At 43.7% G+C, this 26,988-nt stretch carries 24 protein-coding genes and 1 tRNA gene; 18 read left to right on the plus strand and 7 right to left on the minus strand.

The window, feature by feature from the left end; genetic code table 11:
• The 11 genes from ACP7AK_RS05465 to ACP7AK_RS05515 all read left to right on the plus strand — a co-directional run.
• Positions 1–531: EF-Tu/IF-2/RF-3 family GTPase (locus ACP7AK_RS05465; protein ID WP_425878974.1), on the plus strand; the 531-nt coding region annotated here is incomplete at its 5' end.
• Between the two features lie 52 nt (positions 532–583).
• Positions 584–659, plus strand: a tRNA-Trp gene (locus ACP7AK_RS05470).
• Between the two features lie 74 nt (positions 660–733).
• Positions 734–1,174 carry a preprotein translocase subunit SecE gene (secE, locus tag ACP7AK_RS05475; RefSeq protein ID WP_004278617.1) on the plus strand — a complete coding sequence of 147 codons (441 nt, stop codon included), beginning with the start codon at positions 734–736 and terminating at the stop codon, positions 1,172–1,174.
• A 7-nt stretch (positions 1,175–1,181) separates the two neighbouring features.
• Positions 1,182–1,715 (plus strand): transcription termination/antitermination protein NusG, encoded by a 534-nt coding sequence (nusG, locus tag ACP7AK_RS05480; protein ID WP_004278615.1) that lies wholly within the window; start codon positions 1,182–1,184, stop codon positions 1,713–1,715.
• 119 nt (positions 1,716–1,834) lie between these two features.
• Complete coding sequence (gene rplK, locus ACP7AK_RS05485) at positions 1,835–2,263, plus strand: 50S ribosomal protein L11 (RefSeq protein WP_004278614.1); 429 nt, start codon at positions 1,835–1,837, stop codon at positions 2,261–2,263.
• 3 nt (positions 2,264–2,266) lie between these two features.
• The gene (rplA, locus tag ACP7AK_RS05490; protein ID WP_004278613.1) at positions 2,267–2,962 is read left to right on the plus strand and encodes a 50S ribosomal protein L1; all 696 of its coding nucleotides are present in this window, start codon (positions 2,267–2,269) and stop codon (positions 2,960–2,962) included.
• A gap of 301 nt (positions 2,963–3,263) precedes the next feature.
• The gene (rplJ, locus tag ACP7AK_RS05495; protein ID WP_004278612.1) at positions 3,264–3,770 is read left to right on the plus strand and encodes a 50S ribosomal protein L10; all 507 of its coding nucleotides are present in this window, start codon (positions 3,264–3,266) and stop codon (positions 3,768–3,770) included.
• A gap of 48 nt (positions 3,771–3,818) precedes the next feature.
• Entirely contained in the window at positions 3,819–4,184 is a 366-nt protein-coding gene (rplL, locus tag ACP7AK_RS05500; RefSeq protein WP_004278611.1) for a 50S ribosomal protein L7/L12, read from the plus strand.
• Between the two features lie 307 nt (positions 4,185–4,491).
• Positions 4,492–8,580 carry a DNA-directed RNA polymerase subunit beta gene (gene rpoB / locus ACP7AK_RS05505; protein ID WP_005102827.1) on the plus strand — a complete coding sequence of 1,363 codons (4,089 nt, stop codon included), beginning with the start codon at positions 4,492–4,494 and terminating at the stop codon, positions 8,578–8,580.
• Positions 8,581–8,742: 162 nt separating this feature from the next.
• Complete coding sequence (gene rpoC / locus ACP7AK_RS05510; RefSeq protein ID WP_004278609.1) at positions 8,743–12,933, plus strand: DNA-directed RNA polymerase subunit beta'; 4,191 nt, start codon at positions 8,743–8,745, stop codon at positions 12,931–12,933.
• A gap of 201 nt (positions 12,934–13,134) precedes the next feature.
• Positions 13,135–13,500, plus strand: coding sequence for a hypothetical protein (locus tag ACP7AK_RS05515; RefSeq protein WP_005108070.1), 366 nt, complete (start codon positions 13,135–13,137; stop codon positions 13,498–13,500).
• Positions 13,501–13,557: 57 nt separating this feature from the next.
• On the opposite strand, the gene ACP7AK_RS05520 is transcribed toward ACP7AK_RS05515, so the two are convergent.
• Positions 13,558–14,052, minus strand: coding sequence for a DUF4442 domain-containing protein (locus ACP7AK_RS05520; protein ID WP_425878978.1), 495 nt, complete (start codon positions 14,050–14,052; stop codon positions 13,558–13,560).
• Between the two features lie 117 nt (positions 14,053–14,169).
• On the opposite strand from ACP7AK_RS05520, the gene ACP7AK_RS05525 reads away from it, so the two are divergent.
• From ACP7AK_RS05525 to ACP7AK_RS05550, 6 genes are all read left to right on the plus strand, one after another.
• A complete protein-coding gene (locus ACP7AK_RS05525) occupies positions 14,170–15,051 on the plus strand; it encodes an alpha/beta fold hydrolase (protein ID WP_310078163.1) in 882 nt (293 codons plus the stop codon).
• 100 nt (positions 15,052–15,151) lie between these two features.
• Positions 15,152–16,516, plus strand: a complete 1,365-nt coding sequence (locus ACP7AK_RS05530) for a Na+/H+ antiporter family protein (RefSeq protein ID WP_425878980.1) — start codon at positions 15,152–15,154, stop codon at positions 16,514–16,516.
• A gap of 331 nt (positions 16,517–16,847) precedes the next feature.
• Positions 16,848–17,438: an OmpW/AlkL family protein gene (locus ACP7AK_RS05535; protein WP_425878982.1), complete on the plus strand. Its 591-nt coding sequence runs from the start codon at positions 16,848–16,850 to the stop codon at positions 17,436–17,438.
• A 174-nt stretch (positions 17,439–17,612) separates the two neighbouring features.
• Positions 17,613–17,957, plus strand: a complete 345-nt coding sequence (locus tag ACP7AK_RS05540; protein WP_374952282.1) for a lysozyme inhibitor LprI family protein — start codon at positions 17,613–17,615, stop codon at positions 17,955–17,957.
• Between the two features lie 163 nt (positions 17,958–18,120).
• Positions 18,121–20,040 carry a molecular chaperone HtpG gene (htpG, locus tag ACP7AK_RS05545; protein ID WP_425878984.1) on the plus strand — a complete coding sequence of 640 codons (1,920 nt, stop codon included), beginning with the start codon at positions 18,121–18,123 and terminating at the stop codon, positions 20,038–20,040.
• A 194-nt stretch (positions 20,041–20,234) separates the two neighbouring features.
• Positions 20,235–20,498, plus strand: coding sequence for a hypothetical protein (locus tag ACP7AK_RS05550; RefSeq protein ID WP_005108064.1), 264 nt, complete (start codon positions 20,235–20,237; stop codon positions 20,496–20,498).
• Between the two features lie 81 nt (positions 20,499–20,579).
• On the opposite strand, the gene ACP7AK_RS05555 is transcribed toward ACP7AK_RS05550, so the two are convergent.
• The 4 genes from ACP7AK_RS05555 to ACP7AK_RS05570 form a co-directional block, all read right to left on the minus strand.
• On the minus strand, positions 20,580–21,689 hold the full coding sequence (locus ACP7AK_RS05555) for a hypothetical protein (protein WP_005267573.1): 1,110 nt from the start codon (positions 21,687–21,689) through the stop codon (positions 20,580–20,582).
• Positions 21,690–21,781: 92 nt separating this feature from the next.
• On the minus strand, positions 21,782–23,188 hold the full coding sequence (locus ACP7AK_RS05560) for a hypothetical protein (protein WP_425878987.1): 1,407 nt from the start codon (positions 23,186–23,188) through the stop codon (positions 21,782–21,784).
• Between the two features lie 10 nt (positions 23,189–23,198).
• Complete coding sequence (locus ACP7AK_RS05565; RefSeq protein ID WP_004647321.1) at positions 23,199–23,378, minus strand: hypothetical protein; 180 nt, start codon at positions 23,376–23,378, stop codon at positions 23,199–23,201.
• 252 nt (positions 23,379–23,630) lie between these two features.
• Positions 23,631–23,798 (minus strand): hypothetical protein, encoded by a 168-nt coding sequence (locus ACP7AK_RS05570; RefSeq protein WP_004278595.1) that lies wholly within the window; start codon positions 23,796–23,798, stop codon positions 23,631–23,633.
• A gap of 410 nt (positions 23,799–24,208) precedes the next feature.
• Here ACP7AK_RS05570 and ACP7AK_RS05575 point away from each other — a divergent pair, with 410 nt between their 5' ends.
• The gene (locus ACP7AK_RS05575; protein WP_004278594.1) at positions 24,209–24,409 is read left to right on the plus strand and encodes a dodecin family protein; all 201 of its coding nucleotides are present in this window, start codon (positions 24,209–24,211) and stop codon (positions 24,407–24,409) included.
• A gap of 66 nt (positions 24,410–24,475) precedes the next feature.
• Here the strand turns inward: ACP7AK_RS05575 and ACP7AK_RS05580 are convergent, their stop codons facing one another.
• The gene (locus ACP7AK_RS05580) at positions 24,476–25,168 is read right to left on the minus strand and encodes a DsbA family oxidoreductase (protein ID WP_005102861.1); all 693 of its coding nucleotides are present in this window, start codon (positions 25,166–25,168) and stop codon (positions 24,476–24,478) included.
• A gap of 232 nt (positions 25,169–25,400) precedes the next feature.
• Positions 25,401–26,918: an acetyl-CoA hydrolase/transferase family protein gene (locus ACP7AK_RS05585; RefSeq protein WP_004647324.1), complete on the minus strand. Its 1,518-nt coding sequence runs from the start codon at positions 26,916–26,918 to the stop codon at positions 25,401–25,403.
• Positions 26,919–26,988 lie beyond the last annotated feature (70 nt).

Raw genomic sequence — 26,988 nt, forward strand, 5'->3', positions numbered from 1 at the left:
TTCTCAATCTCTGGTCGTGGTACAGTAGTAACTGGCCGTGTAGAGACTGGTATCGTTAAAGTAGGTGAGTCTGTAGAAATCGTTGGTATCCGTGATACTCAAACTACTACAGTAACCGGTGTAGAAATGTTCCGTAAGCTTCTTGACGAAGGTCGTGCGGGCGAGAACTGTGGTGTTCTTCTTCGTGGTACTAAGCGTGAAGACGTACAACGTGGTCAAGTATTGACTAAACCAGGTGCGATCAAGCCACACACTAAATTCGATGCGGAAGTATACGTACTTTCTAAAGAAGAAGGTGGTCGTCACACTCCATTCCTTAACGGTTACCGTCCACAGTTCTACTTCCGTACTACGGACGTAACTGGTGCGATCGCGCTTAAAGAAGGCGTGGAAATGGTTATGCCTGGTGACAACGTTGAGATGTCAGTAGAGCTAATCCACCCGATCGCAATGGACCCAGGTCTACGTTTTGCGATCCGTGAAGGCGGTCGTACAGTTGGTGCTGGTGTAGTTGCTAAAGTAACTGCATAATCATAGAATAAGACAAGCAGGTTGGAGCTTAGGCTCCAACTTGTTGTTTTGCAGGTCAGTAGTTCAATTGGTAGAGCGTCGGTCTCCAAAACCGAATGTTGGGGGTTCGAGTCCCTCCTGACCTGCCAAGTTTCTAAAAAGACGCTTGATGTCGGCAAAATTGGTCATATAATAAGTCGCGAAACCTACGACGAGTACAAAAATGTCGAATGAAAAATCACGCGACGCATTAGGCGAAGCGGCAATTCCTCAAAGAAATAATCCTGCAGTAGATGTAAGTTCTGGTTCTCCATTAGACATGGTTCTATGGGTTATCGCCTTGATTTTATTGGTTGGTGCAATGATGGTAAACCAATATTTACCAGCGTACTGGGCACCTGCGAATGATATTTGGGTGCGCGTTGGGGTGATTTTGGCTTGTATCGTTGCAGCATTCGGTTTATTATACGCCACCCATCAAGGCAAAGGCTTTATTCGTCTGCTGAAAGATGCACGAATTGAGTTGCGTCGAGTGACCTGGCCTACCAAGCAAGAGACGATGTCCACATCTTGGCAAGTTCTTGTTGTAGTCGTAATTGCATCCATCTTATTGTGGTGTTTTGACTATATTTTAGGCTGGTTAATGAAGTTTATTATCGGGTAAGAGAGCTATGAAACGTTGGTACATTATTCATGCCTATTCAGGTTATGAAAAACAAGTGATGCGTTCGCTTAATGATCGAATCCAGCGTAGCGCTGTTGCCGATAGCTTTGGTGAAGTCCTTGTTCCTACCGAAGAAGTGGTAGAAATGAAGGATGGCAAGAAGCGTAAATCAGAGCGTAAGTTCTTTCCTGGCTATGTCCTAGTCGAAATGGAAATGAACGATGATACTTGGCACATTGTTAAAGAATGTCCAAAAGTTTTAGGTTTTATTGGTGGTACGGCTGAAAAACCGGCACCGATTACGCAAAAAGAAGCAGATGCGATTCTTGCGCGTGTACGCAATACTGGCGAAGCACCTCGTCCTAAGACGATGTTTGAACCAGGCGAAGAATTACTCGTGGTTGACGGTCCATTCACCGACTTTAAAGGTGTGGTGGAAGAAGTTCAGTACGAAAAGTCACGTTTAACGCTGACCATTAATGTATTTAACCGACCAACTCAAGTTGAATTGGAATTTCGTCAAGTCGAAAAATCAGTCTAATTTGTATGGGTTGAAAACGCCTGACTTATTTATAAGTCAGGCATTGTTGTTGTAACGGTATCGTTACTTGAAATCATTGGGGAGCCTTCACCGGCGTTTGCACCCAGAGGTAATTTGAAATGGCTAAGAAGATTGACGGCTATATCAAGCTGCAAGTTCCAGCTGGTAAAGCGAATCCATCTCCACCGATTGGTCCTGCACTAGGTCAACGTGGTGTGAACATCATGGCATTCTGTAAAGAATTCAATGCTGCTACACAAAAAGTTGAAGCTGGTCTGCCAATTCCAGTCGTGATCACTGTGTACAACGACAAGTCGTTCACATTTATCATGAAAACTCCACCTGCTGCTGTTCTTCTTAAGAAAGCTGCTGGTATCCAGAAGGGTTCAGCTGTACCTAACAAAACTAAAGTTGGTAAGTTGACTCGTGCTCAAATCGAAGAAATCGCGACTACTAAAGAACCAGATTTGACTGGTGCTGATTTAGACGCACGTGTACGTACCATTGCTGGTTCTGCGCGTTCTATGGGCTTGGAAGTGGAGCTTTAAGACATGGCTAAATTAACTAAACGTCAAAAAGCGATTGTAGCTGCTGTAGAAGCACACAAAGTTTACACGCTAGAAGAAGCTGTTGCAGTTTTAGAGAGCCTTCCAGCTCCTAAATTCAAAGAATCTCTAGATATCGCGGTAAACCTAGGTGTTGATCCTCGTAAATCTGACCAGGTTGTTCGTGGCGCGACTACACTTCCTGCAGGTACTGGTAAAACTGTACGTGTAGCTGTATTCGCTCAAGGCGCTGCTGCTGAAGCTGCTAAAGCTGAAGGCGCAGACGTTGTTGGTTTCGACGATCTTGCTGAAAGCATCCAAGCGGGTAACCTTGACTTTGACGTAGTAATTGCTGCTCCAGATGCAATGCGCGTTGTAGGTAAACTTGGTACGATCCTTGGTCCACGTGGCTTAATGCCAAACCCTAAAGTGGGTACTGTAACTCCTGACGTTGCTACTGCAGTTAAAAATGCAAAAGCTGGTCAAGCACGTTACCGCGTAGACAAAGCTGGTATTATCCACGCTGCGATCGGTCAAGTAGGTTTTGAAGCTGCTGCTGTTCGTCAAAACGTTGAAGCACTTGTTGCTGACTTGAAGCGTTTGAAACCTGCTACGTCTAAAGGCGTATACATTCAAAAGATCACTTTGAGCTCAACTATGGGTCCTGGTTTGATCGTTGATGTAGCAAACGTTTCTAAATAAGTCTCGACTTATTACAGAATTTTAAAGCCCTGAGTAAGTTTTAAAGCGTTGCTTTAAAACTTACGCAAGAAACGCTCTGTCGTATTTTGCAGACTTAGGCAAACTTTGAATTGATAAATGAAAATTTATCAGCGTCAAAGACCGCGGGCGAGGGAAGTTTTATGCTTCTCTCTTAATAGCCCAGCCTGCGTAGACGCGGTGGTGTGATTTGTTCATCCTCCGCGTGTGAGTCCAGTGATGGTCTTGCGAATTGGGAGTGTACTTCGCGTAAGTACATAAATCACCGTTAGGAGGTTTTACAATGGCTCTTCTTATCGAAGGCAAAAAACAGATCGTAGCTGAAGTAGCTGAAGTTGCTTCTACTGCATTTGCTGCTGTTGTTGCTGACTACCAAGGTTTGACTGTAGAGCAGTTAACTACTCTACGTGTTGAAGCGCGTAAACTTGGTGTTACTACACGTATCGTTCGTAACACTTTGGCTAAACGTGCTCTTCAAGATACTCAATTCAATATCTTGAACGACAACCTTGTTGGCCCAACAATCTTGGCTTTCTCGAATTCTGAAGACGACATGGGTGCAGCTGCACGTTTGTTCGAAGAATTCGCTAAAACTAATAAAGCATTTGAACTTAAGGCTGCTGCATTTGATGGCAAACTTTATCAGGGTGCAGAAGTTAGCGTAATCGCGAATCTTCCGAACCAAGAGAAAGCGCTTACTATGCTTGCAAACGTTCTTCAAGCTCCTATTTCGAAATTGGGCCGCTTACTTACAGCGCTTCAAGAGAAAAACGAGTCAGAAGCTGCTTAAGCTCAAACTTAAACACACATCATTCAATACCCATTTGGAGTTAATCTCATGGCTTTAACAAACGAAGAAATCCTAAACGCAGTTGCTGAAAAAACTGTTCTTGAACTTGTTGAACTTATCTCTGCTTTCGAAGAGAAATTCAATGTATCTGCTGCTGCTGTAGCTGTTGCTGCTGGTCCAGCTGCTGCTGCTGCTGAAGAACAAACTGAATTCAATGTTGAATTGACTTCTTTCGGCGCGAACAAAGTTGCTGTAATTAAAGCAGTTCGTGAAGCGACTGGCCTTGGCTTGAAAGAAGCTAAAGACATGGTTGAAGGCGCTCCTGCAGTTCTTAAAGAAGGCGTTTCTAAAGAAGAAGGCGAAGAGCTTAAGAAGAAACTTGAAGAAGCTGGTGCTACAGTTACTCTTAAGTAATTTCTTAAGGGAGCCGGTTTTTTTATAATCGGCTCCAAAAATTGGCTGATGGCTCTTGGGTCATCAGCCTTTTTGCGTTACAATAATCGGCTCGATTTTTGTTTGCATGATATAAAAATCATACAAATTGAAAATAAACATAATGAACAAACGTTTACCAATATTTTTCATTAAAAAATATTGATAAGCGTTTTAATACCACTAAAAATTGCAGCATTTGTAAAGAGTGGTGGCCATATCGGCCAGCGTAATTCCTTCTGAGCCCGTTCTGCAGGCGGGCTTGGTTTACACTTTCCGAGGACTCCAGATGGCATACTCATATACCGAAAAGAAACGGATCCGTAAGAATTTTGGTAAATTGCCTAGCGTCATGGATGCTCCGTACTTGCTCGCGATTCAAGTCGACTCGTACAGAACATTCTTACAAGATGGCAAATCACCAAAAAACCGCGAAGATATCGGTCTCCAAGCCGCATTTCGTTCAGTTTTTCCTATTGAAAGTTATTCTGGCAATGCTGCTTTAGAATTTGTTGAGTATAGTCTTGGTAAGCCTGAGTTTGATGTACGCGAATGTATCCTTCGTGGCTCAACTTATGCAGCACCAATGCGTGTAAAAATTCGTTTGATCCTGAAAGATCGTGAAACGAAGTCAATTAAAGACGTACGTGAACAAGAAGTCTATATGGGCGAAATGCCATTGATGACGGATAACGGTACCTTTGTAATTAACGGTACCGAGCGTGTGATCGTGTCACAATTACACCGTTCACCAGGCGTATTCTTTGACCACGATAAAGGCAAGACTCACTCAAGTGGTAAAGTCCTTTATTCAGCACGTATCATTCCTTACCGTGGTTCATGGTTAGACTTTGAATTCGATGCCAAAGACCTCGTCTATGTACGTATTGACCGTCGTCGTAAATTGCTTGCGACTGTGGTACTCCGTGCCTTGGGTTATAGCAACGAAAACATTCTCGACATGTTCTACGAGAAAGTACCTGTGTATCTTGACATGGGTAGCTACCAGATTGACCTGGTGCCTGAACGTCTGCGTGGCGAAATGGCACAATTTGACATTCTGGACAAGGATGGCAAGGCAATTGTTGAGCAAGGTAAACGTATCAATGCGCGTCATGTACGTCAAATGGAAGCTTCAGGTCTTGAAAAACTTGCAGTGCCAGATGAGTACCTGTATGAGCGTATCACTGCTGAAGACATCCCATTAAAAGATGGTGATGTGATTGCAGCCAATACTGTATTAAGCCATGAAATCATGGTGAAAATTGCAGAAGGCGGCGTGAAGCAGTTCAATATTCTGTTCACCAATGATATCGACCGCGGTTCATTCGTTGCAGATTCTCTACGTGCAGATACAACGAGCAATCGTGAAGAAGCATTGGTAGAAATCTACAAAGTGATGCGCCCAGGCGAGCCACCAACAAAAGAAGCTGCTGAAAACTTATTCAACAACTTGTTCTTCTCTTCTGAACGTTATGACTTGTCTCCAGTGGGTCGTATGAAGTTCAACCGTCGTTTGGGTCGTCCTTACGAAGTCGGTACAGATCAGAAGTCACGTGAAGTTGAAGGCATTCTCTCGAACGAAGATATCACTGATGTATTAAAAACATTAGTTGAAATCCGTAACGGTAAAGGTGAAGTCGACGATATCGATCACCTGGGTAACCGTCGTGTTCGTTCTGTTGGTGAAATGACAGAAAACCAATTCCGTGTAGGTCTGGTTCGTGTAGAACGTGCTGTTAAAGAACGTTTAAGCCAAGCTGAAACTGACAACCTGTCTCCGCAAGATTTGATCAATGCGAAACCTGTTGCTGCTGCAATTAAAGAATTCTTTGGTTCAAGCCAGTTGTCTCAGTTTATGGACCAAAACAACCCGTTATCTGAGATTACGCACAAACGTCGTGTTTCTGCGCTTGGTCCCGGCGGTTTGACGCGTGAACGTGCAGGCTTTGAAGTACGTGACGTACATCAAACTCACTACGGTCGTGTATGTCCAATTGAAACACCGGAAGGTCCAAACATTGGTTTGATCAACTCGCTTTCTGTTTATGCGAAATGTAACAACTTTGGTTTCCTGGAAACCCCATACCGTAAAGTTGTTGATGGTCGTGTAACAGATGAAGTTGAATACCTTTCTGCGATTGAAGAAGTAGGCACTGTCATTGCACAGGCCGATTCTGCAATGGATAAAGATGGTAATTTAACAGAAGAGTTTGTATCTGTTCGTCATCAGGGTGACTTCGTACGTATTCCTCCTGAAAAAGTAACGCATATGGATGTATCTGCTCAGCAGGTTGTATCTGTAGCAGCGTCACTGATTCCATTCCTAGAACACGATGATGCCAACCGTGCATTAATGGGTTCGAACATGCAACGTCAGGCAGTTCCGACGTTGATCGCTGACAAGCCGCTTGTTGGTACCGGTATGGAAGCGAACGTAGCACATGACTCAGGTGTATGTGTGATCGCTCAGCGTGGTGGTCGTATCGAGTTTGTTGATGCGTCTCGTGTGGTTATTCGTGTGAATGAAGACGAAATGATCGCAGGTGAAGCAGGTGTAGATATCTACAACCTGATCAAGTACACCCGTTCGAACCAGAACACTTGTATCAACCAGAAAGTTCTTGTGAACCTAGGTGATAAAGTAGGTCGTGGTGATGTACTGGCTGATGGTCCATCGACTGATGGCGGTGAGCTAGCACTGGGTCAAAACATGCGCGTTGCGTTCATGACCTGGAACGGTTACAACTACGAAGACTCGATCTTACTTTCTGAGCGTGTACTTCAAGAAGACCGTTTAACCTCGATTCATATCCAGGAATTGTCATGTGTCGCACGTGATACCAAACTGGGTGCGGAAGAAATCACTGCCGATATCCCGAACGTGGGTGAAGCTGCTCTATCTAAACTGGACGAGTCAGGTATCGTTTACATCGGTGCAGAAGTAACTGCTGGCGATATCCTGGTTGGTAAAGTAACCCCTAAAGGTGAAACACAGCTTACTCCAGAAGAAAAATTGCTACGTGCAATCTTCGGTGAAAAGGCGGCTGACGTAAAAGATTCATCTTTACGCGTTCCATCAGGTACTAAAGGTACAGTCATTGACGTTCAAGTGTTTACACGTGACGGTCTTGAAAAAGACGAACGTGCTCAAGCAATTGAAAAAGCGCAATTGGATGCATACCGTAAAGACTTGAAAGAAGAATTCAAAATCTTCGAAGAAGCTGCACGTGAACGTGTAATCCGTCTACTGAATGGCCAAGAGTCGAATGGTGGCGGTACAACTAAACGTGGCGACAAACTGTCTGAAGACGTGTTGTCTGGTTTAGAGCTTGTTGATCTTCTTGAAATTCAACCAGTTGATGAAGCAATTGCTGAACGTTTAACTCAAATTCAAGTGTTCTTGAAAGAGAAGAGCTTCGAAATTGACGAGAAATTTGCTGAGAAAAAACGCAAACTTTCTACAGGCGATGAACTGACGACTGGCGTATTGAAAGTAGTTAAAGTTTATCTTGCTGTAAAACGTCGCATCCAACCGGGTGATAAGATGGCGGGTCGTCACGGTAACAAAGGTGTTGTATCAAACATCTTGCCGGTAGAAGACATGCCACATGATGCCAACGGTGTACCTGTTGATATCGTATTGAACCCGCTTGGCGTACCATCGCGTATGAACGTGGGTCAGATTCTTGAAACTCACTTGGGTATGGCGGCGAAAGGTCTTGGCGATCAAATCGACAAGATGATGAAAGAGCAACGTACTGTACTTGAGCTTCGTGATTTCCTGGACAAGATTTACAACAAAGTTGGTGGCGAACAAGAAGATCTTGATAGCTTGACTGATGAAGAAATCTTGAAACTTTCTGGCAACTTGCGTGCTGGTGTACCTTTGGCTACTCCTGTATTCGATGGTGCTGAAGAAGGTCAGATCAAAGAGTTGTTACAACTTGCAGGCCTGTCTAGTACTGGTCAGACCGTATTATATGATGGTCGTACTGGTGAGCGTTTCGACCGTCCGGTAACTGTTGGTTATATGTACATGCTGAAACTGAACCACTTGGTTGATGACAAGATGCATGCGCGTTCAACTGGTTCTTACTCTCTAGTTACGCAACAGCCGCTTGGTGGTAAAGCACAATTCGGTGGTCAGCGTTTCGGTGAGATGGAAGTCTGGGCACTAGAAGCTTACGGTGCAGCATATACGCTACAAGAAATGCTGACTGTGAAATCGGATGACGTTGAAGGCCGTACCCGTATCTATAAGAACATTGTAGATGGCAACCATTATATGGACCCGGGCATGCCTGAATCGTTCAACGTATTGACCAAAGAGATCCGTTCTTTAGGTATCAACATTGAACTGAAAAATGGTGACTAAGAATCTCCATTAAATCTCCCCAAACCCCTCTTTGATAAAGAGGGGCTTCCCCCTTAATAAAGGGGGATTGAGGGGGATTCTTGGGATTCCCAATTCAGTTAAAAAACAATATTTGTGACCCAGTTGTTGAGTGAAAATCTCCACAACACACGGAGAAAAAAATTGAAAGACTTGCTCGATATCATGCGCAAAAAGACGGATTCAGACGGTCATGCTCCTGTAGAGTTTGACCGCATCCGTATTGGTCTTGCGTCACCAGAAATGATTAAGTCATGGTCTCACGGTGAAGTTAAAAAGCCAGAAACCATTAACTATCGTACGTTCAAGCCTGAACGTGATGGTTTGTTCTGTGCCAAAATCTTTGGTCCAGTGAAAGATTACGAATGCTTGTGTGGTAAATACAAGCGTATGAAATACAAAGGCGTCATTTGTGAAAAATGTGGCGTTGAAGTAACAACTGCGAAAGTCCGTCGTGAACGTATGGGTCACATCGAGCTGGCGTCTCCAGTTGCCCACATCTGGTTCTTAAAATCATTACCGAGCCGTATCGGTCTATTATTAGACATGACGCTACGTGATATTGAACGTGTATTGTATTTCGAATCTTATGTAGTGACCGATCCGGGTATGACTCCATTTGAGAAATACCAACTTCTAAATGATGAAGAATACTTCAATGCATTAGAAGAACACGGTGATGAATTCACAGCGAAAATGGGTGCTGAAGCAGTTCAAGACTTGTTGAAAGACATCGATCTTGAAGCTGAAATTGCGCGTCTTCGTGAAGAAATTCCTGTTACAACTTCAGAAACCAAGCTGAAAAAAGCGTCTAAGCGTTTGAAGTTGATGGAAGCATTCAACGATTCGAACAACAAGCCAGAATGGATGGTGTTAACTGTACTTCCAGTTCTTCCACCAGATCTTCGTCCGCTTGTACCACTTGAAGGTGGTCGTTTCGCGACTTCTGACCTGAATGATCTTTACCGTCGTGTGATCAACCGTAACAACCGTTTGAAGCGTCTTCTTGACCTTGCAGCGCCAGACATCATCGTACGTAACGAAAAACGTATGTTGCAAGAGTCTGTAGATGCATTGCTAGATAACGGTCGTCGTGGTCGTGCAATTACCGGTTCGAACAAGCGTCCGCTTAAATCTTTGGCAGACATGATCAAAGGTAAGCAAGGTCGTTTCCGTCAAAACTTACTTGGTAAGCGTGTTGACTATTCGGGCCGTTCGGTAATTACTGTTGGTCCAAACCTGCGTTTGCACCAATGTGGTCTTCCGAAGAAAATGGCACTTGAACTGTTCAAACCATTCATTTTCGCGAAACTACAAGCTTCTGGTCAAGCAACTACCATTAAAGCTGCGAAGAAAATGGTTGAGCGCGAAACCCCAGAAGTTTGGGACGTTCTTGCTCACGTGATTCGTCAACATCCAGTGATGTTGAACCGTGCGCCAACTCTTCACCGTTTGGGTCTTCAAGCATTTGAACCGATCCTGATCGAAGGTAAAGCGATCCGTCTACACCCACTCGTATGTGCTGCGTTTAACGCCGACTTCGATGGTGACCAAATGGCGGTACACGTACCATTAACACTTGAAGCTCAGCTTGAAGCTCGTGCGTTAATGATGTCGACGAATAACATCTTGTCTCCAGCGAATGGTGAGCCAATCATCGTACCGTCTCAGGACGTGGTCTTGGGCTTGTATTACATCACGCGTGATGCAATCAATGCCAAAGGTGAAGGCATGGTGTTCGCGGATACTCACGAAGTAAACCGTGCACTGGCAACAGGTCAGGTTGATCTACACGCTCGAGTTAAAGCACGTGTACACCAGACTGTGATCGATGAAGATGGTAACCGTGAACAGCAAACCATTATTGTAGATACGACGCCTGGTCGTTGCCTGCTTTGGGAAGTTGTGCCTGAAGGTATGGATTTCCAGCAAATTAACGTTGAGATGACTAAGAAAAATATCTCGAAGTTAATTAACTCTTGCTACCGTAAATTGGGTCTGAAAGATACTGTTATCTTCGCTGACCAATTGATGTACTTGGGCTTCCGTCAAGCGACGCGTTCAGGTGTATCTGTCGGTATGGAAGACATGGTTATTCCACCGCAAAAACAAGCAATTATTGGTAAAGCGGAAGCTGAAGTTCGTGAAATCGAACAACAGTTCGAACAAGGCTTCGTAACTGCCGGCGAACGTTATAACAAAGTGGTCGATATTTGGGCACGTACCAATGACCAGGTTGCTAAAGCGATGATGGACAACTTGTCTTTTACTACTGTGAAGAACAAACAGGGTGAAGACGAGAAGCAAAAATCATTCAACTCGATCTACATGATGTCTGACTCAGGTGCCCGTGGTTCGGCAGCTCAGATTCGTCAGTTGGCGGGTATGCGTGGTTTGATGGCGAAGCCGGATGGCTCGATCATTGAAACCCCAATTAAAGCGAACTTCCGTGAAGGTTTGACCGTACTTCAGTACTTCATCTCGACACACGGTGCGCGTAAAGGTTTGGCCGATACAGCACTGAAAACTGCGAACTCGGGTTACTTGACGCGTCGTCTAGTAGACGTTGCGCAGGACTTGGTTATTACCGAGCCGGATTGTGGTACGTATGACGGTCTGGTAATGACTCCGTTCATTCAAGGTGGCGATGTCATCGAGAACCTGGGTGCACGAGTATTGGGTCGTGTGGTTGCTGAAGATGTGAAACGTGTAGGTACAGACGAAGTTCTGCTTCCACGTAATACTTTAATTGACGAGAAATTGGCGACGTTCATCGAAAGCCAAGGTGTCGACGAAATTAAAGTACGTTCAGTCGTAAACTGTGCGTCTACCTTCGGTGTATGTGCGAAATGTTACGGTCGTGACCTAGCACGTGGTCATCAGGTGAACCCGGGTGAGTCTGTTGGTGTAATGGCAGCTCAATCGATTGGTGAGCCAGGTACACAGTTAACGATGCGTACCTTCCACGTCGGTGGTGCTGCGAGCCGAACTTCTGCTGCAAACAGTGTACAAGTTCGTAACCAAGGTACAGTACGTTTCCATAACGTGAAAACAGTACAACATGCCAAAGGTCACTTGGTATCGACTTCACGTTCAGGTGAAATCGGTATTGCGGATGACTTAGGTCGTGAGCGCGAGCGTTATAAATTGCCTTACGGTGCTTCTATCTTGCTAAAAGATGGCGAAGCTGTAGAAGCAGGCGGTATTGTGGCGACTTGGGATCCGCATACACATCCATTGGTAACAGAAGTTGCTGGTAAAGTACGTTTCAGCCAGATTGCTGATGGCGTGACGGTTACTTCTAAAACTGATGATGCAACAGGTATGTCAACCATCGAAATCTTGCCAGTGACTTCACGTCCTGCGTCAGGTAAAGATTTGCGTCCTGCTGTTGTGTTAGATACCGTTGATGGTGGCGAACAGTTCTACTTCCTGCCACAGAACACGATTCTTTCTGTTCGTGATGGCGAAACGATTGGTGTCGGTGATGTCATCGGTCGTGTACCACAAGAAACTTCACGTACCCGTGATATTACCGGTGGTCTGCCGCGTGTAGCTGACTTGTTCGAAGCACGTAAGCCGAAAGAGCACGCAATCCTTGCAGAAGTGTCGGGTGTTGTAAGCTTTGGTAAAGAGACCAAAGGTAAGAACCGTCTGGTGATTACGCCGGATGATGGCTCTGAGATTTATGAAGAGTTGATTCCGAAATGGCGTACGATTAACGTGTTCGAAGGCGAACATGTGAACCGTGGTGAAACTATTTCTGATGGTCCACAGAACCCGCACGATATCTTGCGTTTGAAAGGCGAAGTTGCGCTTACAAACTACATCGTGAACGAAGTTCAGGATGTATACCGTCTGCAAGGTGTAAAAATCAACGACAAGCATATTGAAGTGATCGTACGTCAAATGCTGCGTAAAGTTGATATCACTGATGGCGGCGATACTAGCTTCATCAAAGGCGAACAAGTGGATTACATCCGCGTTGTTCAAGAAAACCAAGCAGTTCTTGCACAAAACAAGTTCCCTGCGAAGTTTGAACGTCAATTGATGGGTATTACGAAAGCATCGCTTTCTACTGACTCGTTCATCTCTGCTGCATCGTTCCAGGAAACCACGCGTGTGTTAACTGAAGCGGCTGTAACAGGTAAAGAAGATGACTTACGCGGCTTGAAAGAGAACGTGGTTGTAGGTCGCCTGATCCCAGCGGGTACAGGTTTGGCTTACCACCTGGAGCGTCGTCGTCAAGAAGCAGAAGCTGCAGAATTTGAACTGCACAATGATTTCTCTGATGTAGACCAAGCTCTAAGCCAGGCATTTAACGAAGAATTCTAATTCGAGTTAAAGCTGAGAAAAGAGACGCCTTCGGGCGTCTTTTTTTGTCTGAAATTTATAAATAAGACAGCTTGAACAGAAGAATAATCCATTGATATTTACAAAACTCAGCAGGAATACCGAGAGAAGTAACACGCTACAGATTTTAGTTTCATAAAATGAAGATAAGCTTAATTAAAGCGAGACAGGAAGGTCAAGGTCATGAAAAAATTAATGGGTGTTATGGCAGTTGCCACTCTTTCCACCTTTATGTTGGCGGGTTGTGAAAGTATGTCTGCCAATGAGCAACGGATCGGTGCTGCGGCCCTTGGTGGTGCAGTCGGTGGTGGTGTTGGTAATAAAGTCGGCGGTGGCGTTGGTGCAGCTGTAGGTGGTGGTGCCGGTGCTGCAGTGGGTAGTAAATCCCAAGGCGGTTCAAACCGTAATGCGACCTATAGTGGTGTAGGTGGTGCTGTTGGTTCCGCAGTCGGTAAAAGCATCTTCGGTGGTAATGCGGGTGCCGCAATCGGTGGCGCAATCGGTGGTGGTGCCGGTGCTGCGATTGAACAGGATAACCGTCGTCGTTAAGTCGAAAGTTACTTCAGATTCATCTAGATTTAAAAGCGCCAATGTGGCGCTTTTATCTTATTTAGAAGCGTTAATTTTCCCTTTGCTCTGTTTCCGCCGGATATAGACCGTTTTCTCTACCTCAGCAATTCTGACCCCGGCTTCATCATAAATATTCAGCTGATAATGTCGATACACTGGCGCATTATCGGCCGCCAGATTGATAATCGTGGTAATTTCTTCAGCAGAAATCCGAATATCCGCCACCACTGTACCGCGACCCGGTGCCAAAAACTGAATGCTGGCGCCTTTATCCCAGACCAGGTATTTCGGCCCCAAATGATGCATCAGCAATAACATATAAAAGGGATCGACCATTGAATACAGGCTGCCACCAAAATGCACACCGACAATATTCTGGTTCTTACGGGTCAGCGGCATTTTGACCCGAACGTGATAATTATTAAAATCAATCTTATCAATTTCAATGCCTGCACCACGATAAGGGGCATAGCGGTTCAGAATAAATTTTGAAACCAGAGGCAGTTTTTGAATTTTCTGGAATAGGCTCATACTGACATTCTTTTTGCGGCTGTGATTATGCATACTAGAGCAACAAAAATGCGCTGGCATTGATCAATCATGCCGATTTATAAACTAAGTGGTCAATAACAAAAACAGGATCAAAAGATGGAAATGCACATGCAATGGGTCGATACCACGGATCAGCAGCGTCTTTGTGTCAAAACTTATGGACAATCCGAACAACCGGCATTGGTGCTGGTTCACGGCTATCCCGATCATCAGGCAGTTTGGGAGCCAGCCATTGCTCATTTGAGTCAGGATTACTTTGTTGTGACTTATGATGTCCGTGGCGCAGGTGAGTCCAGTATTCCCAAAAAAATCTCCGATTACCGCTTGGCCCGTTTAAGTCAGGATCTGGAAGAGGTGGTGAACGAAATATTGCCGAATCGTGCTTTTCATCTGGCCGCGCATGACTGGGGTTCAATTCAGTCCTGGGAATCCGTCACCGGTCCACGCTTTAAAGGACGAATTCTGTCTTATAGCACCTTGTCTGGGCCATGTCTGGATCATGCCGCTTTCTGGATGCGTGAACAGTTCCAGCAAAACAAGGCAAAATTCTTAAAGCAAATGAGCAAGTCCTGGTATATTGCGGTGTTTCAGTTGCCCTTGGTGGCGCCATTGGCCTGGAATTTTTTTAATCCGCAGCGTTGGAGCAAGATCGTGCAGCAACTGGAAAGACACGATAATCTGCCACTCAACACGCATATTGTCAAAGATGGCAAATATGGTGTGAACCTGTACCGGGCCAATTTTTTGCCACGCTTAACTCAACCACGGCAGCGTTTTGCCATCTGTCCGGTACAGGCAATTGTGCTGAAATATGACCAGTTTGTCGGGCCAGATCTGGTCGATGAGATGTCCAAATGGGCGGATGACTTCTCCAAAGTAGAACTGGCTGCCAATCACTGGGCGATTCTAAGTCAGCCGGAGCAAGTGGCTCAATTGATTGATGAGTTTATTCAGCGTAAATCTGTTGTCATCACTTGATAGGCCACTCAACTAAACATGACCCGGCCAGAAAAAAGTGGCGGAATTTTTATCCGCATTTTCTGATAAAATAGCCGCTTTCTCTCTATTCCGATTCATTATGTTCGCAATTCTTGCTGCTATTGGAGTCATGTTCGGACTCTCGTTGGCACGTGTACCTGTGGTTTTTGCCCTGGTCATTGGTGCTGTTACAGGTGGTTTATTGGCAGGTCTGGGCCTGCAGGGAACCTTGGACGCGTTTAACAATGGCTTGGGTGGGGGTGCCAAAATTGCCTTAGCTTACGGTATTTTAGGTGCATTTGCTTTGGCTCTGGCGCGTTCGGGGTTACCGGATTTACTGGCTTATAAAATGATTAGCACCTTGAAAGGTGAGGCAGATTTTAAAGCGCAAAACCGGGTGAAATATCTGATCTTCTTCACGGTTGCCATTGCTGCCGTGTTCTCGCAGAACGTCATTCCTGTGCATATTGCCTTCATTCCGGTACTGATTCCGCCGCTATTGATTGTATTTAACCATTTACAGCTGGATCGCCGTTTGGTGGCCTGTTTACTGACCTTTGGTCTGGTGGGCACCTATATGCTGATTCCGGTCGGTTTTGGTGCCATCTTCCTGAATGACATTCTGGGTCATAACATCAATACTTTTGGTAAGCCATACGGATTTGAAATTAGCTATGACCAGATTCCATCTGCGATGGCAATTCCAGTATTCGGTATGTTTGTGGGCTTATTGATGGCGATCTTTATTAGCTATCGCAAACCACGTCAATATCAAGATATTCATGTCCAGGAACAGCAAAGTATTTCCGCTGAATTAGGTGTGGCTGAGCAGGTTAAACCGCAGATTGCCAAATTTACCATCGGGATGGCCGGCCTTGCAGTGATTGCCACATTGGCGGTACAGCTTTATTCAGACTCGATGATTCTGGCCGGTCTGGTCGGTGTCGCGATCCTGAGTTGTGCGGGGATCTTTAAATGGAAAGAAGCGGATGATGTGATCATTACCGGTATGCGCATGATGGCGCTGGTTGGCTTTATCATGATTGCAGCACAAGGCTTTGCCGCTGTGATTGAAGCGACTAATCAGGTACCAACCTTGGTTGAAGCATCAGTGAACTGGATTGGTGATAGTCAGGCTTTGGCTGCCTTCCTGATGCTGTTGATTGGTTTGCTGATCACATTGGGCATTGGTTCTTCTTTCTCGACCATTCCAATTCTGGCAATTATCTATGTACCGCTCTGTATCCAGTTCGGTTTTAGCCCGGCTGCGACCATTGCGATTATCGGGACTGCAGCAGCTTTGGGAGATGCCGGTTCTCCAGCTTCGGATTCAACTTTGGGCCCAACTTCGGGTTTAAATATGGATGGTCAGCATGACCATATGAAGGACAGTGTGATTCCAACCTTCATTCACTTCAATATTCCGTTGATGATTTTTGGCTGGATTGCAGCCATGGTTCTGTAAGTCAATTTCAATCTGCTCTGATATCTATTGGAGCAGATTTATCTGGATTTAAAATAAATAATAAGATGTATTTAAAATATATGTTTAAATAAAAATTAATATAAACCTGATTATTTTAGTCTGAATAAATTCATATTTATCTGATTAATATGCTTGGTATTTAAAACCAACTAATCCAGTCAATTTAAAATAAATAACTTTTCAAATCAGTTATTTAAATAATAATTGAAAATTAGTTTTATAATCCTTATTGCATATTATTTTCTCTCGTGTTTATTATTAATTAAGATTTATTTTCTTAATAATTATTCTTCCTGTGGGGTATTTTAAAATGTTAAAGCAAGCTGCTCTAATTGCATTAATGGGTCTTTCTGCATCTGCGATGGCAGGTCAATGGCAGGTGAAAGTCGGTGCCAGTTCTTTAGCACCATCAAGTGACACTGAAATTGCACCAGGTTTAGTCGCAGAAGCCGATCAGGAATATGGTTTTACGCCATCGGTTGAATACTTCTTTAATGACAATATCTCGGCAGAATTATTATTGGCTACCCCGTTTAACCATGACATTTCTCTTCAGGGTGTAGGTAAGGTGGCTAAGATCAAACATCTGCCACCCACAATTACCGCTAAATATAACTTTAAAAATGCAACACGCTTTACACCATATATTGGCGTAGGTGGCACAGCTTTTATTGCTTGGGATGAAGAAGGTCTGGCTAAAGACGTGAAAGAAGAGTTTGGTTTGGCAGGTCAAGTCGGCTTTAATTATCAGCCAGCCGATGCCAAAAACTGGGGAGTATTTGCTGACGTGCGCTATGCAGATTTGAGTCCTGAAGTGACTTTAGATGATGCTGATAATACTAAATTCGAATTGAATATTGATCCTTGGGTTTATACGATCGGTTATAGCTACAAGTTCTAAATTCTAGCCTTGCTCAACAAAAAAGCCTCATCTTGAATGAGGCTTTTTTTCAAAATAACAACGATTTATAACTTATTGAAATTGAGCAGATCGGCAATGTTCAACTATATTAAAACGAATAAAGTAAATATTAATTGAATACGACTTAATAATTGAATAATAAGGAAGATCAGCATGAAGTTTTTAAGCCAAGGTATTGTGATCTTCTTCAGCCTGCTGGCAGGGTCTACCTATGCGGCAAGTTTTGATTGTCAGAAAGCTGAAACCGTGACAGAGAAAGCGATTTGTGAACATCGTCTGCTCAATGATGCCGATGTCAAGATGAGTACCAGCTATCATATTTTACGCCGTATGGTGCCTATGGGAACCCGTTCGGTGATCCAGCGTGATCAGGTGAAATGGCTACAGTTCCGTGACCGCTGTCAGGAATCTGTGTCCTGTCTGAGTCAGGTCTATAATATGCGTCAGCAGCAAATAGACCTGCAATTTCAACGTATTTATAAGCTTGGGCCTTATTAAGCCTTAAACCTAAGCCTTTACAAATCCAAGTCATTTTAGATCAAGAGATCCTTTATAAAATATCTTGAGAAAAAATATACAACTGGCTATTGAAAATTTAGTAACTCACTCCATTCATATAGGCAACAGTATTGACCTGTATTTAAAATAAAAGGAGTGATTAATGAGCGAGTCTAGCGCACAAAAACATAGTTTCCAGGCTGAAGTGGCTCAGTTACTACATCTCGTGACCCATTCGCTTTATTCAAACCCTGAAATTTTCCTACGCGAATTGATCTCGAATGCCTCAGATGCATGCGACAAATTACGTTTTGAAGGGATTAACCATCCCGAATTTTATGAAAATGATCCGGATCTGCGCGTTCGTGTCAGTCTGGATGCAGACAATAAAACCATTACCATTTCAGATAACGGGATCGGCTTAAGCGAACAGGAAGCTATTGATAATTTAGGGACTATTGCCAAATCAGGCACCAAAGACTTTATGTCCAAACTGACCGGCGATCAAAAGGCTGATGCCCAGCTAATTGGCCAGTTTGGTGTCGGTTTCTATTCCGGTTTTATTGTGGCTGACAAGATCACGGTAGAGTCGCGTCGTGCTGGCACAGATGTCTCTGAAGGGGTGCGCTGGATCAGTGGCGGAACCGGTGAGTTCGAAGTTGAACAGATCACTAAAGAAAGTCGTGGTACCGATATTATTCTGCACTTGCGTGACGATGCGCTGGATTATCTGCAAAGCTATAAAGTGAAGCAGATTATCAATAAATATTCAGACCACATTAGCCTGCCAATCCAGATGCAAAAAGAAGTCTGGCAGGAAGAAGAAGCGGCTGAAGGTGAAACATCTAAAGGTGGCCAGTATGTCAAAACTGATGAGTGGGAAGCCATTAACTCGGCCAGCGCATTATGGACTCGTAACAAGTCTGAAATCACTGAAGAGCAGTATGTCGAGTTCTACAAGAACTTAAGCCATGATTTCGCAGCGCCATTGGCTTGGGCGCATAACCGAGTTGAAGGCAGCACTGAATATACCCAGTTATTATATATTCCAAGCAAAGCGCCACATGATATTTTCACCCGTGAATCCAAAGCGGGTATCAAGCTGTATGTGAAACGCGTGTTCATTATGGATGATGCGGATAACCTGATTCCAAACTACCTGCGCTTTGTACAAGGCGTGGTGGACAGTGCCGATCTGCCATTGAACGTGAGCCGTGAATTACTGCAAGAAAGCCGTGATGTAAAAACCATCCGTGAAGGCAATACCCGCCGTATCCTGACCATTTTGGATAATCTGGCTAAATCTGAAGATGAAAAAGATCAGGCAAACTTCAAGACCTTCTATCAGGAATTTGCTTCAGTATTGAAAGAAGGTCTGGGTGAAGATTTCAGCAACCGTGAACGTATCTTGAAACTGCTGCGTTATGCGACGTCGACCAATGATGAAGTCAGCACATCATTGGCAGACTATAAAGCACGCATGAAAGACGGCCAGAAAGCCATTTATTATGTGACTGCAGATAGTCTGAATGCTGCGAAAAATTCACCGCAACTGGAACTGTTCAAGAAAAAAGGCATTGAAGTTCTGTTGATGACTGAACGCGTGGATGAATGGGCGATGAACTTCGTGAATGAGTTCGATGGTACGCCTTTGCAAAACGTGTCTAAGGGTGCAGTTGACTTAGGTGACCTTCAGGATGCCGAAGAGAAGAAAGCCCTTGAAGAAGCCGCAGCCCAGTTTAAACCGGTGGTGGATAAGCTGACGGATTCATTAAAAGACAAAACCAAAGAAGTGCGGGTGACGACGCGTCTGGTCGATTCTCCGGCTTGTCTGGTAACTGGAGAAGGTGAGTTGTCTCCACAACTGATTCGTATGCTGAAAGATGCAGGTCAGCCTGTGCCGGATATCAAGCCGATTCTGGAAATTAACCCAGAACATCCGTTGGTGAAAAAACTGGATGGCTCGGCGCAGTTTGATGATCTGGCCAATGTGATCTTCGACCAAGCGGTGATTGCAGAAGGTGGATTACCAGAAAATCCTGCTGAATATGTCAAGCGAATTAATAGTTTGCTGCTTGCTTAAGTGCTGATGTATTGAATGAGAAAATCCCTCTTAGGAGGGATTTTTTATGTCTGCTTCATTTTTCAATTCTAGAAATGATCTGGAAAAACGATAGACAGGATAAAAAAATACCTTCGAATCATAAATCTATATTTTGGATTATTAATTAATTTTTAATTTATAATTACGATTATAAAGCAAAGAGAGAGAATGTTATGAAATTTAAGCTGATGATCAGTATGGGCGCTGTAATCCTGATGTCGATGAGCCAAGTTAGTCTAGCGGCACCTGCTGCAGAAAAAATGGTACGCACAGATCGAATCAGTTTTTATAAAGTTGCGAAAGTAGAGGCAGCAAAACTACAACGTGTGCAACATAGCGATCGTATTCGCTTCAATATGCCAGTGATGGAGCAACCTTCATTACAGCAAAAACGAGTGCTACGCAGTGATCGTATTATCTTGAATAAAACCAGCTAATACTTACCGCGCTGATTGCCTCAGTAATATTGAAAAAAGCCCATGAATGATGGGCTTTTATATTTTCCACCATCATTCAGTTTAAAACAATGCTTCTAAACGTACCAAAGCCCCGACATAGTGGTCACGATCCTCGCGATGATCATTCAGGTAGTTCAGGTCGGTCTGGACAAAAAACCATTCACGTAAAAAAGGTTGTCTCCACGACACATATGGACCCCAGCGGTTGAGACGCAGATCCTTGTCATTCAGATAACCTCCAGTATAAATGCCATAACTAAAACGGTTGTCCTGAAAAAACTGGTGTTGTCTAAAAGTGTAGTTGTCCCAAGTCAGATCGTCGTCTTGATCATCTGCATAAGTCAGACTGAGTTGATTGGAGAAAAAGGCCTGATTGGGACGAGCATGGATCAACTCCAGATTGGTCCGTAAATAGTTTTCACTCTGAACGCCATAGCGATAAATCTGTTCGGCATGAAAAGAGTAGTCATTTTCTAGTGTCCAATCCTTACTGGCTTTGACACGCAGGTAAATATCATCGCCAGAACGTAGGCCCAAATCCAGATCGGTTTCGAAAGGAATGCGATCTGACCATTCTGACCAACGTAAGGCAAAAGAGCTGTTATCTTCACGGGCACGTTTAGTATCCAGACGCTTATTTCCGGAAGTGGCAGGATTTTCATTGGTAATCGCGACATTGCTGTCTAATTCATTGTCCAGACTGTCATCACCAAACACCACACTCAGCTTTTGTTCCAAGGTCGGAAGCTTGATCTTGCCGCGGATTCGAGGCTTAATCTCATAGCCTTCATATTCATCCCAGCGATTATCTAGAATGATCCGTAATGTAGCTGCAGCTGGCTGATCCGGATCGCTTTCACCAAACCAGTTATCAATTTTATGCGCAGTACGATCGGCCCATTCGCGGATGCCTTTCTGCTTTTGATCTGCCCATGAATAATTTTCTGTCTCTAGCGTGGATGGAACAATGGCGACATTTGATTGCTCCGGCAGAACCGTGGGTGTTGCATCGATCAAACGTGGAATCTGATCCAGCAAGCCTGATCGGCTTGGCTCTATATTCGTTGGACTGGCAGGAGCAGTTGTGACTGAATTGGCCCAAGACATGCTACCACTCATTCCTAAGCCCAGAGAGAGCAGTAAAATTTGAGTAATCCTGTTTATTTGCATGAGATATTTGTTGCTCTTGTATTCTTATATTCAGCTGTAGTTTTCTAAAAAACGGCCTTAAAAAGCAAGTTAAAGCTACAAAATAACAGCAATTATTCAATCATTTGAGCCTGAATTTCCCGATAAAGCTCTAATACCCGAATGGGTTGTGGCATTGTTAAAATAATATTGTGAATATTCTGCCAATTTAGCTGTTTGTCGCGTTGCAGCAAGATGTATGGATAGGCCAGCTCATCCTCTGCGAGAGAGATGCGTTTTTCACCATGAATCACTCGGATTTTTTGATGTTCCTGTAGCAAAAGCACTGGGGTAGAAAAATCCGCAGCAGCTTCTTTAAACGAGATAAATTTCTGCTTTTGAATGGACTGTGCGGGTATAAATGGATGGTAATCTGGCTGTGTCCAGACTGTTTCAGCCTGCTGCAAGTAAGCCGTTGAAAAAAGCTCGAGTTGCATGAAACTGGTGCTTATAACAGACCATGCCAGTGATTTAATCGCAGCAGCCTGGCGTTGATGATGGGTCAGCCAATGTTGAATACAATAATGTGCCTGTAACTGACTCGGTACCCCTAAGAGCATCAGATATTTAACAAACTGACCTTGCAGATTCAGTTGTTCAACCAAATAAACCTGACGTGCCTGCCAGTTATCTTCTGCCGCATAATACAAGGTGATATCCAGATAGGCAGGATGCTCGATATTCTCAGTCAGTTCTAAAGCACAGAGTCGCTGGATATTGGTTTCTTCTAAGCCTAAAGGGTGTACATGGGTGTTTAGTTCGCCTAGTTGAATCTGTACAGGGAATTGAATCAATTCGGAGGCTGTGATCTGTTCTTGCGGAATTTTCGTTATTGTCATTTCAGCTTTTAGTTGAGGATTTAGTTCCTTGGGTTCAGTCAGTATCTGATTGGTTGACTCATCTGGGCGGCGTAGTTCTAATGCATGGATTCTTGCGCGCGGCCGTCCCCGATGATATTTGGTTGTTTCCACAGAATTGCAGCTGGTTTCAGCTTCGTTTAAGGATAAGGCAGGAACGATCAAGGGGGGATCCTGTTGCAGACAAGAAAATTGCTGCTGTTGTTGCAACAGCCAGATATAGCAGTGTTGCAATTCAGCCCATTGGCTGTGCAGGGCAGGAGCTTGGGGAGCGGGCATCAGCCAGATTTGCCAGCCACGTTCAGGATGATGCAAAACTGCCCAGCCAGAATCCGGATGGGCAGACAGTGCTTGTTCCAGTGCTAAGATTTCGGTGAAATAGCCACGAAAGCTTAGATGATAAGACGTATTAGCAGAAAATTGGTAAGCAACAAGTTCAGGTTGAGTGCGGGCCTTAAATGCTGAAATCTGGGTCTTGAAAATAGGCTCATCACACAGATTAAAAATATCGCGTATCCTTTTTTTAGAACGGGCAATTTCATAGAAAGGCAGGACTTTATGCTCCAGTTGCTGCGCCAGTCCATGTAGTTCTTTAATTAAGTGTGCTTTTTCTAAAGCATTCATTTTTTGATCTCTAGAGATGTTTCAGTGCTTTATCCAGGGTTTGTGCCAGTACAATGTTAACCGCCAGCTCGACCAGTCTGTATTCAGCAGAATTCGAGTCTGTATAGCTTTCTGCCATTTCAATTAAATAATCAATAGAAACTGACTGAGGCGGAATTTTGCCCTGTACCAATGCCTGAAGTTCATGCATAAAAAATTTTCTTATCATTAATCTATTTATATTGCTGCAATTATAAGCAGAGATCACATAAAATAGTGATCTATTTTGAGTGTTTTATAAACAAATTTTTTAATTAAAAGTGATAAAAATCAATAGAAAAAATGAGAGTAGGAAATAGTCGATATTTTTGAGAGTTGTGCATCTTTTACACAGAATGTGTTCAATATGATAAAAAAAGCAGGCTGAATCAATCAGCCTGTTTTAATGCAAAACAGTTTTGCATTAAGCCGTTTTTTCAGTTGCTACAGTCGCAGCATCTGTATTTACTGTTTCAGCAGGTACTTTAGTCGCTGGAAAGTCTGGCAGATGAACCACTTGCGCCATTTGTGCAGACGCTTGAACAGAAAAAGCCATAACGGTTGCAGCGAAAGCAAATTTAAGAGCATTCATAGGATGACCTTTAATATCAGAGTGTTCAATGACTTGAACAGAGGAGAATATTTAAACTTAATTCGGGTGAAATAATAGCAAATAAGACTTAATATAAAATGATAGATTCGGCAAATTCAGGCAGTAAATTTTAGATAAATTACTCTATAAAACAATAAATTAGTGTATTTACTCTAGTTTGATTTTTATGATTTTACAGGACTTTATGCTTTGTTTTGGCGATGAGAATCTGGACTTGATCGAGTGCCAAAACAAGCGGCGATGTGTTTTTGATCTGCCAATTTAAGATTGAATTTCGAGCTTTGTTCAATCCATGTAAGTTTTTGCTATCGCTTGTTTACGGGCTGCTGCAATCTTCTGAGAATGGACTAAGATGGAATTCCATTCATTTTCATGCTGAGAGTTTTATTATGGCAATTGCAAAAGTGGTAGAAGTCAATTCAAGCAGCAATAAAAGCTTTGAAGATGCGATTCAAACGGGCATTCAGAAAGTCACAGAAACGGTCAAAAATGTACAAGGTGCTTGGATCAATGAACAGAAGGTTGTCATTAAAGAAAATAAAATCACGGAATATCGTGTCAATTTAAAAATTAGTTTTCTGGTTGATTAAGCGAATGCCATTCAATAACAAATAAAAAAACCCCATTTGAAATGGGGTTTTTTATTGAACGTTGTTTTATTTAGCTTGGTCTGGCGTGTCACACGTTTCTGTTGAGCATTGTGCTGCCTGACTGTTGGTTGATGTATCGAGCGCTTTTTCAAATACTTGCAGGAAAACTTCTTTAGGCTGCGCGCCTGCCAATGCCACACGTTGATCAAAAACAAAGAAAGGTACACCGGTCACTTTGAGTTGTTCATGTGCGACTTCCTGATCGAATTTGACGAAATCAGCATATTCTTCCGAATCCAACAGGTCATCGACTTCGACCGGATTCAGGCCAATACGCGCTGCGACATCTTCCAGTGTTTCACGTTCTCCAATCGCCAGACCTTGGGTCATATAGCTATAGAAGAACGCTTCCTGTGCTTCATTGCCCAAACCTTTGCTTTGCGCCAGGTGAATCAGGCGATGCGCATTAAAGGTATTGCCTGAATTGGCACCTTCCCAGTTAAATTCAATACCTTCGGCTTTGGCCATTTCAGCAATATTGCGCTGCATCTCTTCGACTTCTGCCACGGTGCGGCCATATTTTTGCGCCAGACGCTCAGAGTTGGAGACTTCCTGACGTACAGGTGCTTCAGGATCGAGCTGGAAACTGTGCCAATGTACTTCTAGCTCAATACCTGCTTCTTGTGCAGCAGCTTCTAAACGTTTTTTACCAATATAGCAGAAGGGGCAAACCACATCTGACCAGATATCTACGCGCATGTCATGTCTCTAATTTTGCTCTTGTGTTCAAGTATGAGGGTGAAGAATCAGAATTTAAAGCCCTTGAGCATCAGAAGTGTATTTCTACAGCAGATCGGCAGGATAAATAAAAGAAGAAAGAGTAGGTGATAGCCAGATGGCTTCCTTAATATAATCAGGTTCTGACTATTCAAAAAAAATATAAAAATGCCATAAAAAAACGCCCCGTAGGGCGTTTTGTGAATGCAGTCAATTATGCAGTTTTTACTGCAGCTTCAACAGCAAGCATGTGACCATTTTCTTCGAAGTTTGAGTGCCAAGAAAGCGCTTCACGAAGAAGATGAGGGGTATGGCCGCCTTTTGCACATGCACGGTCAAAGTAATCATTCAACGCATCGCGGTACATTGGGTGCGCACAGTTATCAATTACTGCACGTGCACGCTCACGCGGAGCCAAACCACGAAGATCCGCAAGACCTTGTTCAGTCACTAGGATATCAACATCGTGTTCTGCATGGTCGATATGTGAAGCAAACGGTACCACAGAAGAGATGTCGCCACCTTTCGCGATTGATTTGGTTACGAAGATCGCCAAGTGGGCATTACGTGCGAAGTCACCTGAACCACCAATACCGTTCATCATTTTGGTACCACATACGTGAGTTGAGTTCACGTTACCGTAAATATCAAACTCAAGTGCAGTGTTGATGCCGATAATACCTAAACGACGTACCAGTTCAGGATGGTTTGAAATTTCCTGTGGACGTAATACCAGTTTGTCTTTGTATTGTTCAAGGTTGTTAAATACTTTCTCGCCGTATTTCGCAGAAAGTGTAATAGAAGAACCTGAAGCAAACTTCATTTTACCTGCATCGATCAATTCAAACGTACAGTCTTGCAGAACTTCTGAGTACATGATCAAGTCTTCAAAGTTTGAATCTTTCAGACCCGTCAATACGGCATTTGCAATTGAACCGATCCCTGCTTGAAGAGGTCCGAGGTTTTTCGGTAGACGGTCTTCAGCCACTTCTTTTTCAAAGAAAGCAATCAAATGGTTGGCAATGCTTTGAGTCTCATCATCTGGCGCAGTTACAGTAGATGGAGAGTCATGCAATTCGCTGTTAAATACGATACCAACAATTTTAGATGGATCAATATTGATCGCATGCGTACCGATACGCTCATCAACTTGAGTCAATGGAATCGCTTGACGCGTTGGACGATAGGTCGGGATGTAGATATCGTGCAAGCCTTCAAATGCCGGGCTTAAATTCGTATTGATTTCTACAATCACTTTTTCAGCAAAAATCGCAAAGCTTGCAGAGTTACCAACAGATGTTGTTGGAATGATGCCGCCATCTTCAGTAATTGCTACGGCTTCGATGATCGCAACGTCTGGTTTTTTCAACTGAAGGTTACGCATTTGTTCAACGGTTTCAGACAAGTGCTGGTCAATGAACATCACTTCGCCGTTGTTGATTGCTTTACGTAAAGTGTTGTCGACCTGGAACGGTAAACGGCGTGCCAATACGCCAGCTTCAGTCAGTTGTTTGTCTAGATCGTTCCCTAGTGATGCACCAGTAATTAACGTAATCTTTAATGGGTTTGCTTTTGCCTGTTGAACCAAAGCTAAAGGAACCGCCTTCGCTTCACCAGCGCGAGTAAAGCCACTCATACCCACAGTCATGCCATCTTGGATGAATTCAGCCGCTTGTTCAGGGCTGATGACTTTGTTGTGTAGGGAGGCTAAACGGATACGATCTAAAGACATTTTAACTCTCATTAATTCTTAAACTATGATACGGATTGTACCGCTCAAAAAATGTATTGTGCATAGGTGT

The sequence above is a fragment of the Acinetobacter sp. TWP2-2-3 genome (assembly GCF_049896445.1).
Lineage (GTDB): Bacteria > Pseudomonadota > Gammaproteobacteria > Pseudomonadales > Moraxellaceae > Acinetobacter.

Coding starts and splice junctions, on each gene's coding strand:
- htpG (WP_425878984.1), top strand. CDS start 18,121: ATGAGCGAGTCTAGCGCACAAAAACATAGTTTCCAGGCTGAAGTGGCT.
- rpoB (WP_005102827.1), top strand. CDS start 4,492: ATGGCATACTCATATACCGAAAAGAAACGGATCCGTAAGAATTTTGGT.
- ACP7AK_RS05570 (WP_004278595.1), bottom strand. CDS start 23,798: ATGAATGCTCTTAAATTTGCTTTCGCTGCAACCGTTATGGCTTTTTCT.
- ACP7AK_RS05515 (WP_005108070.1), top strand. CDS start 13,135: ATGAAAAAATTAATGGGTGTTATGGCAGTTGCCACTCTTTCCACCTTT.
- rplJ (WP_004278612.1), top strand. CDS start 3,264: ATGGCTCTTCTTATCGAAGGCAAAAAACAGATCGTAGCTGAAGTAGCT.
- ACP7AK_RS05560 (WP_425878987.1), bottom strand. CDS start 23,188: ATGAATGCTTTAGAAAAAGCACACTTAATTAAAGAACTACATGGACTG.
- ACP7AK_RS05530 (WP_425878980.1), top strand. CDS start 15,152: ATGTTCGCAATTCTTGCTGCTATTGGAGTCATGTTCGGACTCTCGTTG.
- nusG (WP_004278615.1), top strand. CDS start 1,182: ATGAAACGTTGGTACATTATTCATGCCTATTCAGGTTATGAAAAACAA.
- rplK (WP_004278614.1), top strand. CDS start 1,835: ATGGCTAAGAAGATTGACGGCTATATCAAGCTGCAAGTTCCAGCTGGT.
- secE (WP_004278617.1), top strand. CDS start 734: ATGTCGAATGAAAAATCACGCGACGCATTAGGCGAAGCGGCAATTCCT.
- ACP7AK_RS05580 (WP_005102861.1), bottom strand. CDS start 25,168: ATGCGCGTAGATATCTGGTCAGATGTGGTTTGCCCCTTCTGCTATATT.
- ACP7AK_RS05540 (WP_374952282.1), top strand. CDS start 17,613: ATGAAGTTTTTAAGCCAAGGTATTGTGATCTTCTTCAGCCTGCTGGCA.
- ACP7AK_RS05565 (WP_004647321.1), bottom strand. CDS start 23,378: ATGCATGAACTTCAGGCATTGGTACAGGGCAAAATTCCGCCTCAGTCA.
- rplL (WP_004278611.1), top strand. CDS start 3,819: ATGGCTTTAACAAACGAAGAAATCCTAAACGCAGTTGCTGAAAAAACT.
- ACP7AK_RS05550 (WP_005108064.1), top strand. CDS start 20,235: ATGAAATTTAAGCTGATGATCAGTATGGGCGCTGTAATCCTGATGTCG.
- ACP7AK_RS05585 (WP_004647324.1), bottom strand. CDS start 26,918: ATGTCTTTAGATCGTATCCGTTTAGCCTCCCTACACAACAAAGTCATC.
- ACP7AK_RS05555 (WP_005267573.1), bottom strand. CDS start 21,689: ATGCAAATAAACAGGATTACTCAAATTTTACTGCTCTCTCTGGGCTTA.
- ACP7AK_RS05535 (WP_425878982.1), top strand. CDS start 16,848: ATGTTAAAGCAAGCTGCTCTAATTGCATTAATGGGTCTTTCTGCATCT.
- ACP7AK_RS05525 (WP_310078163.1), top strand. CDS start 14,170: ATGGAAATGCACATGCAATGGGTCGATACCACGGATCAGCAGCGTCTT.
- ACP7AK_RS05520 (WP_425878978.1), bottom strand. CDS start 14,052: ATGAGCCTATTCCAGAAAATTCAAAAACTGCCTCTGGTTTCAAAATTT.
- rplA (WP_004278613.1), top strand. CDS start 2,267: ATGGCTAAATTAACTAAACGTCAAAAAGCGATTGTAGCTGCTGTAGAA.
- ACP7AK_RS05575 (WP_004278594.1), top strand. CDS start 24,209: ATGGCAATTGCAAAAGTGGTAGAAGTCAATTCAAGCAGCAATAAAAGC.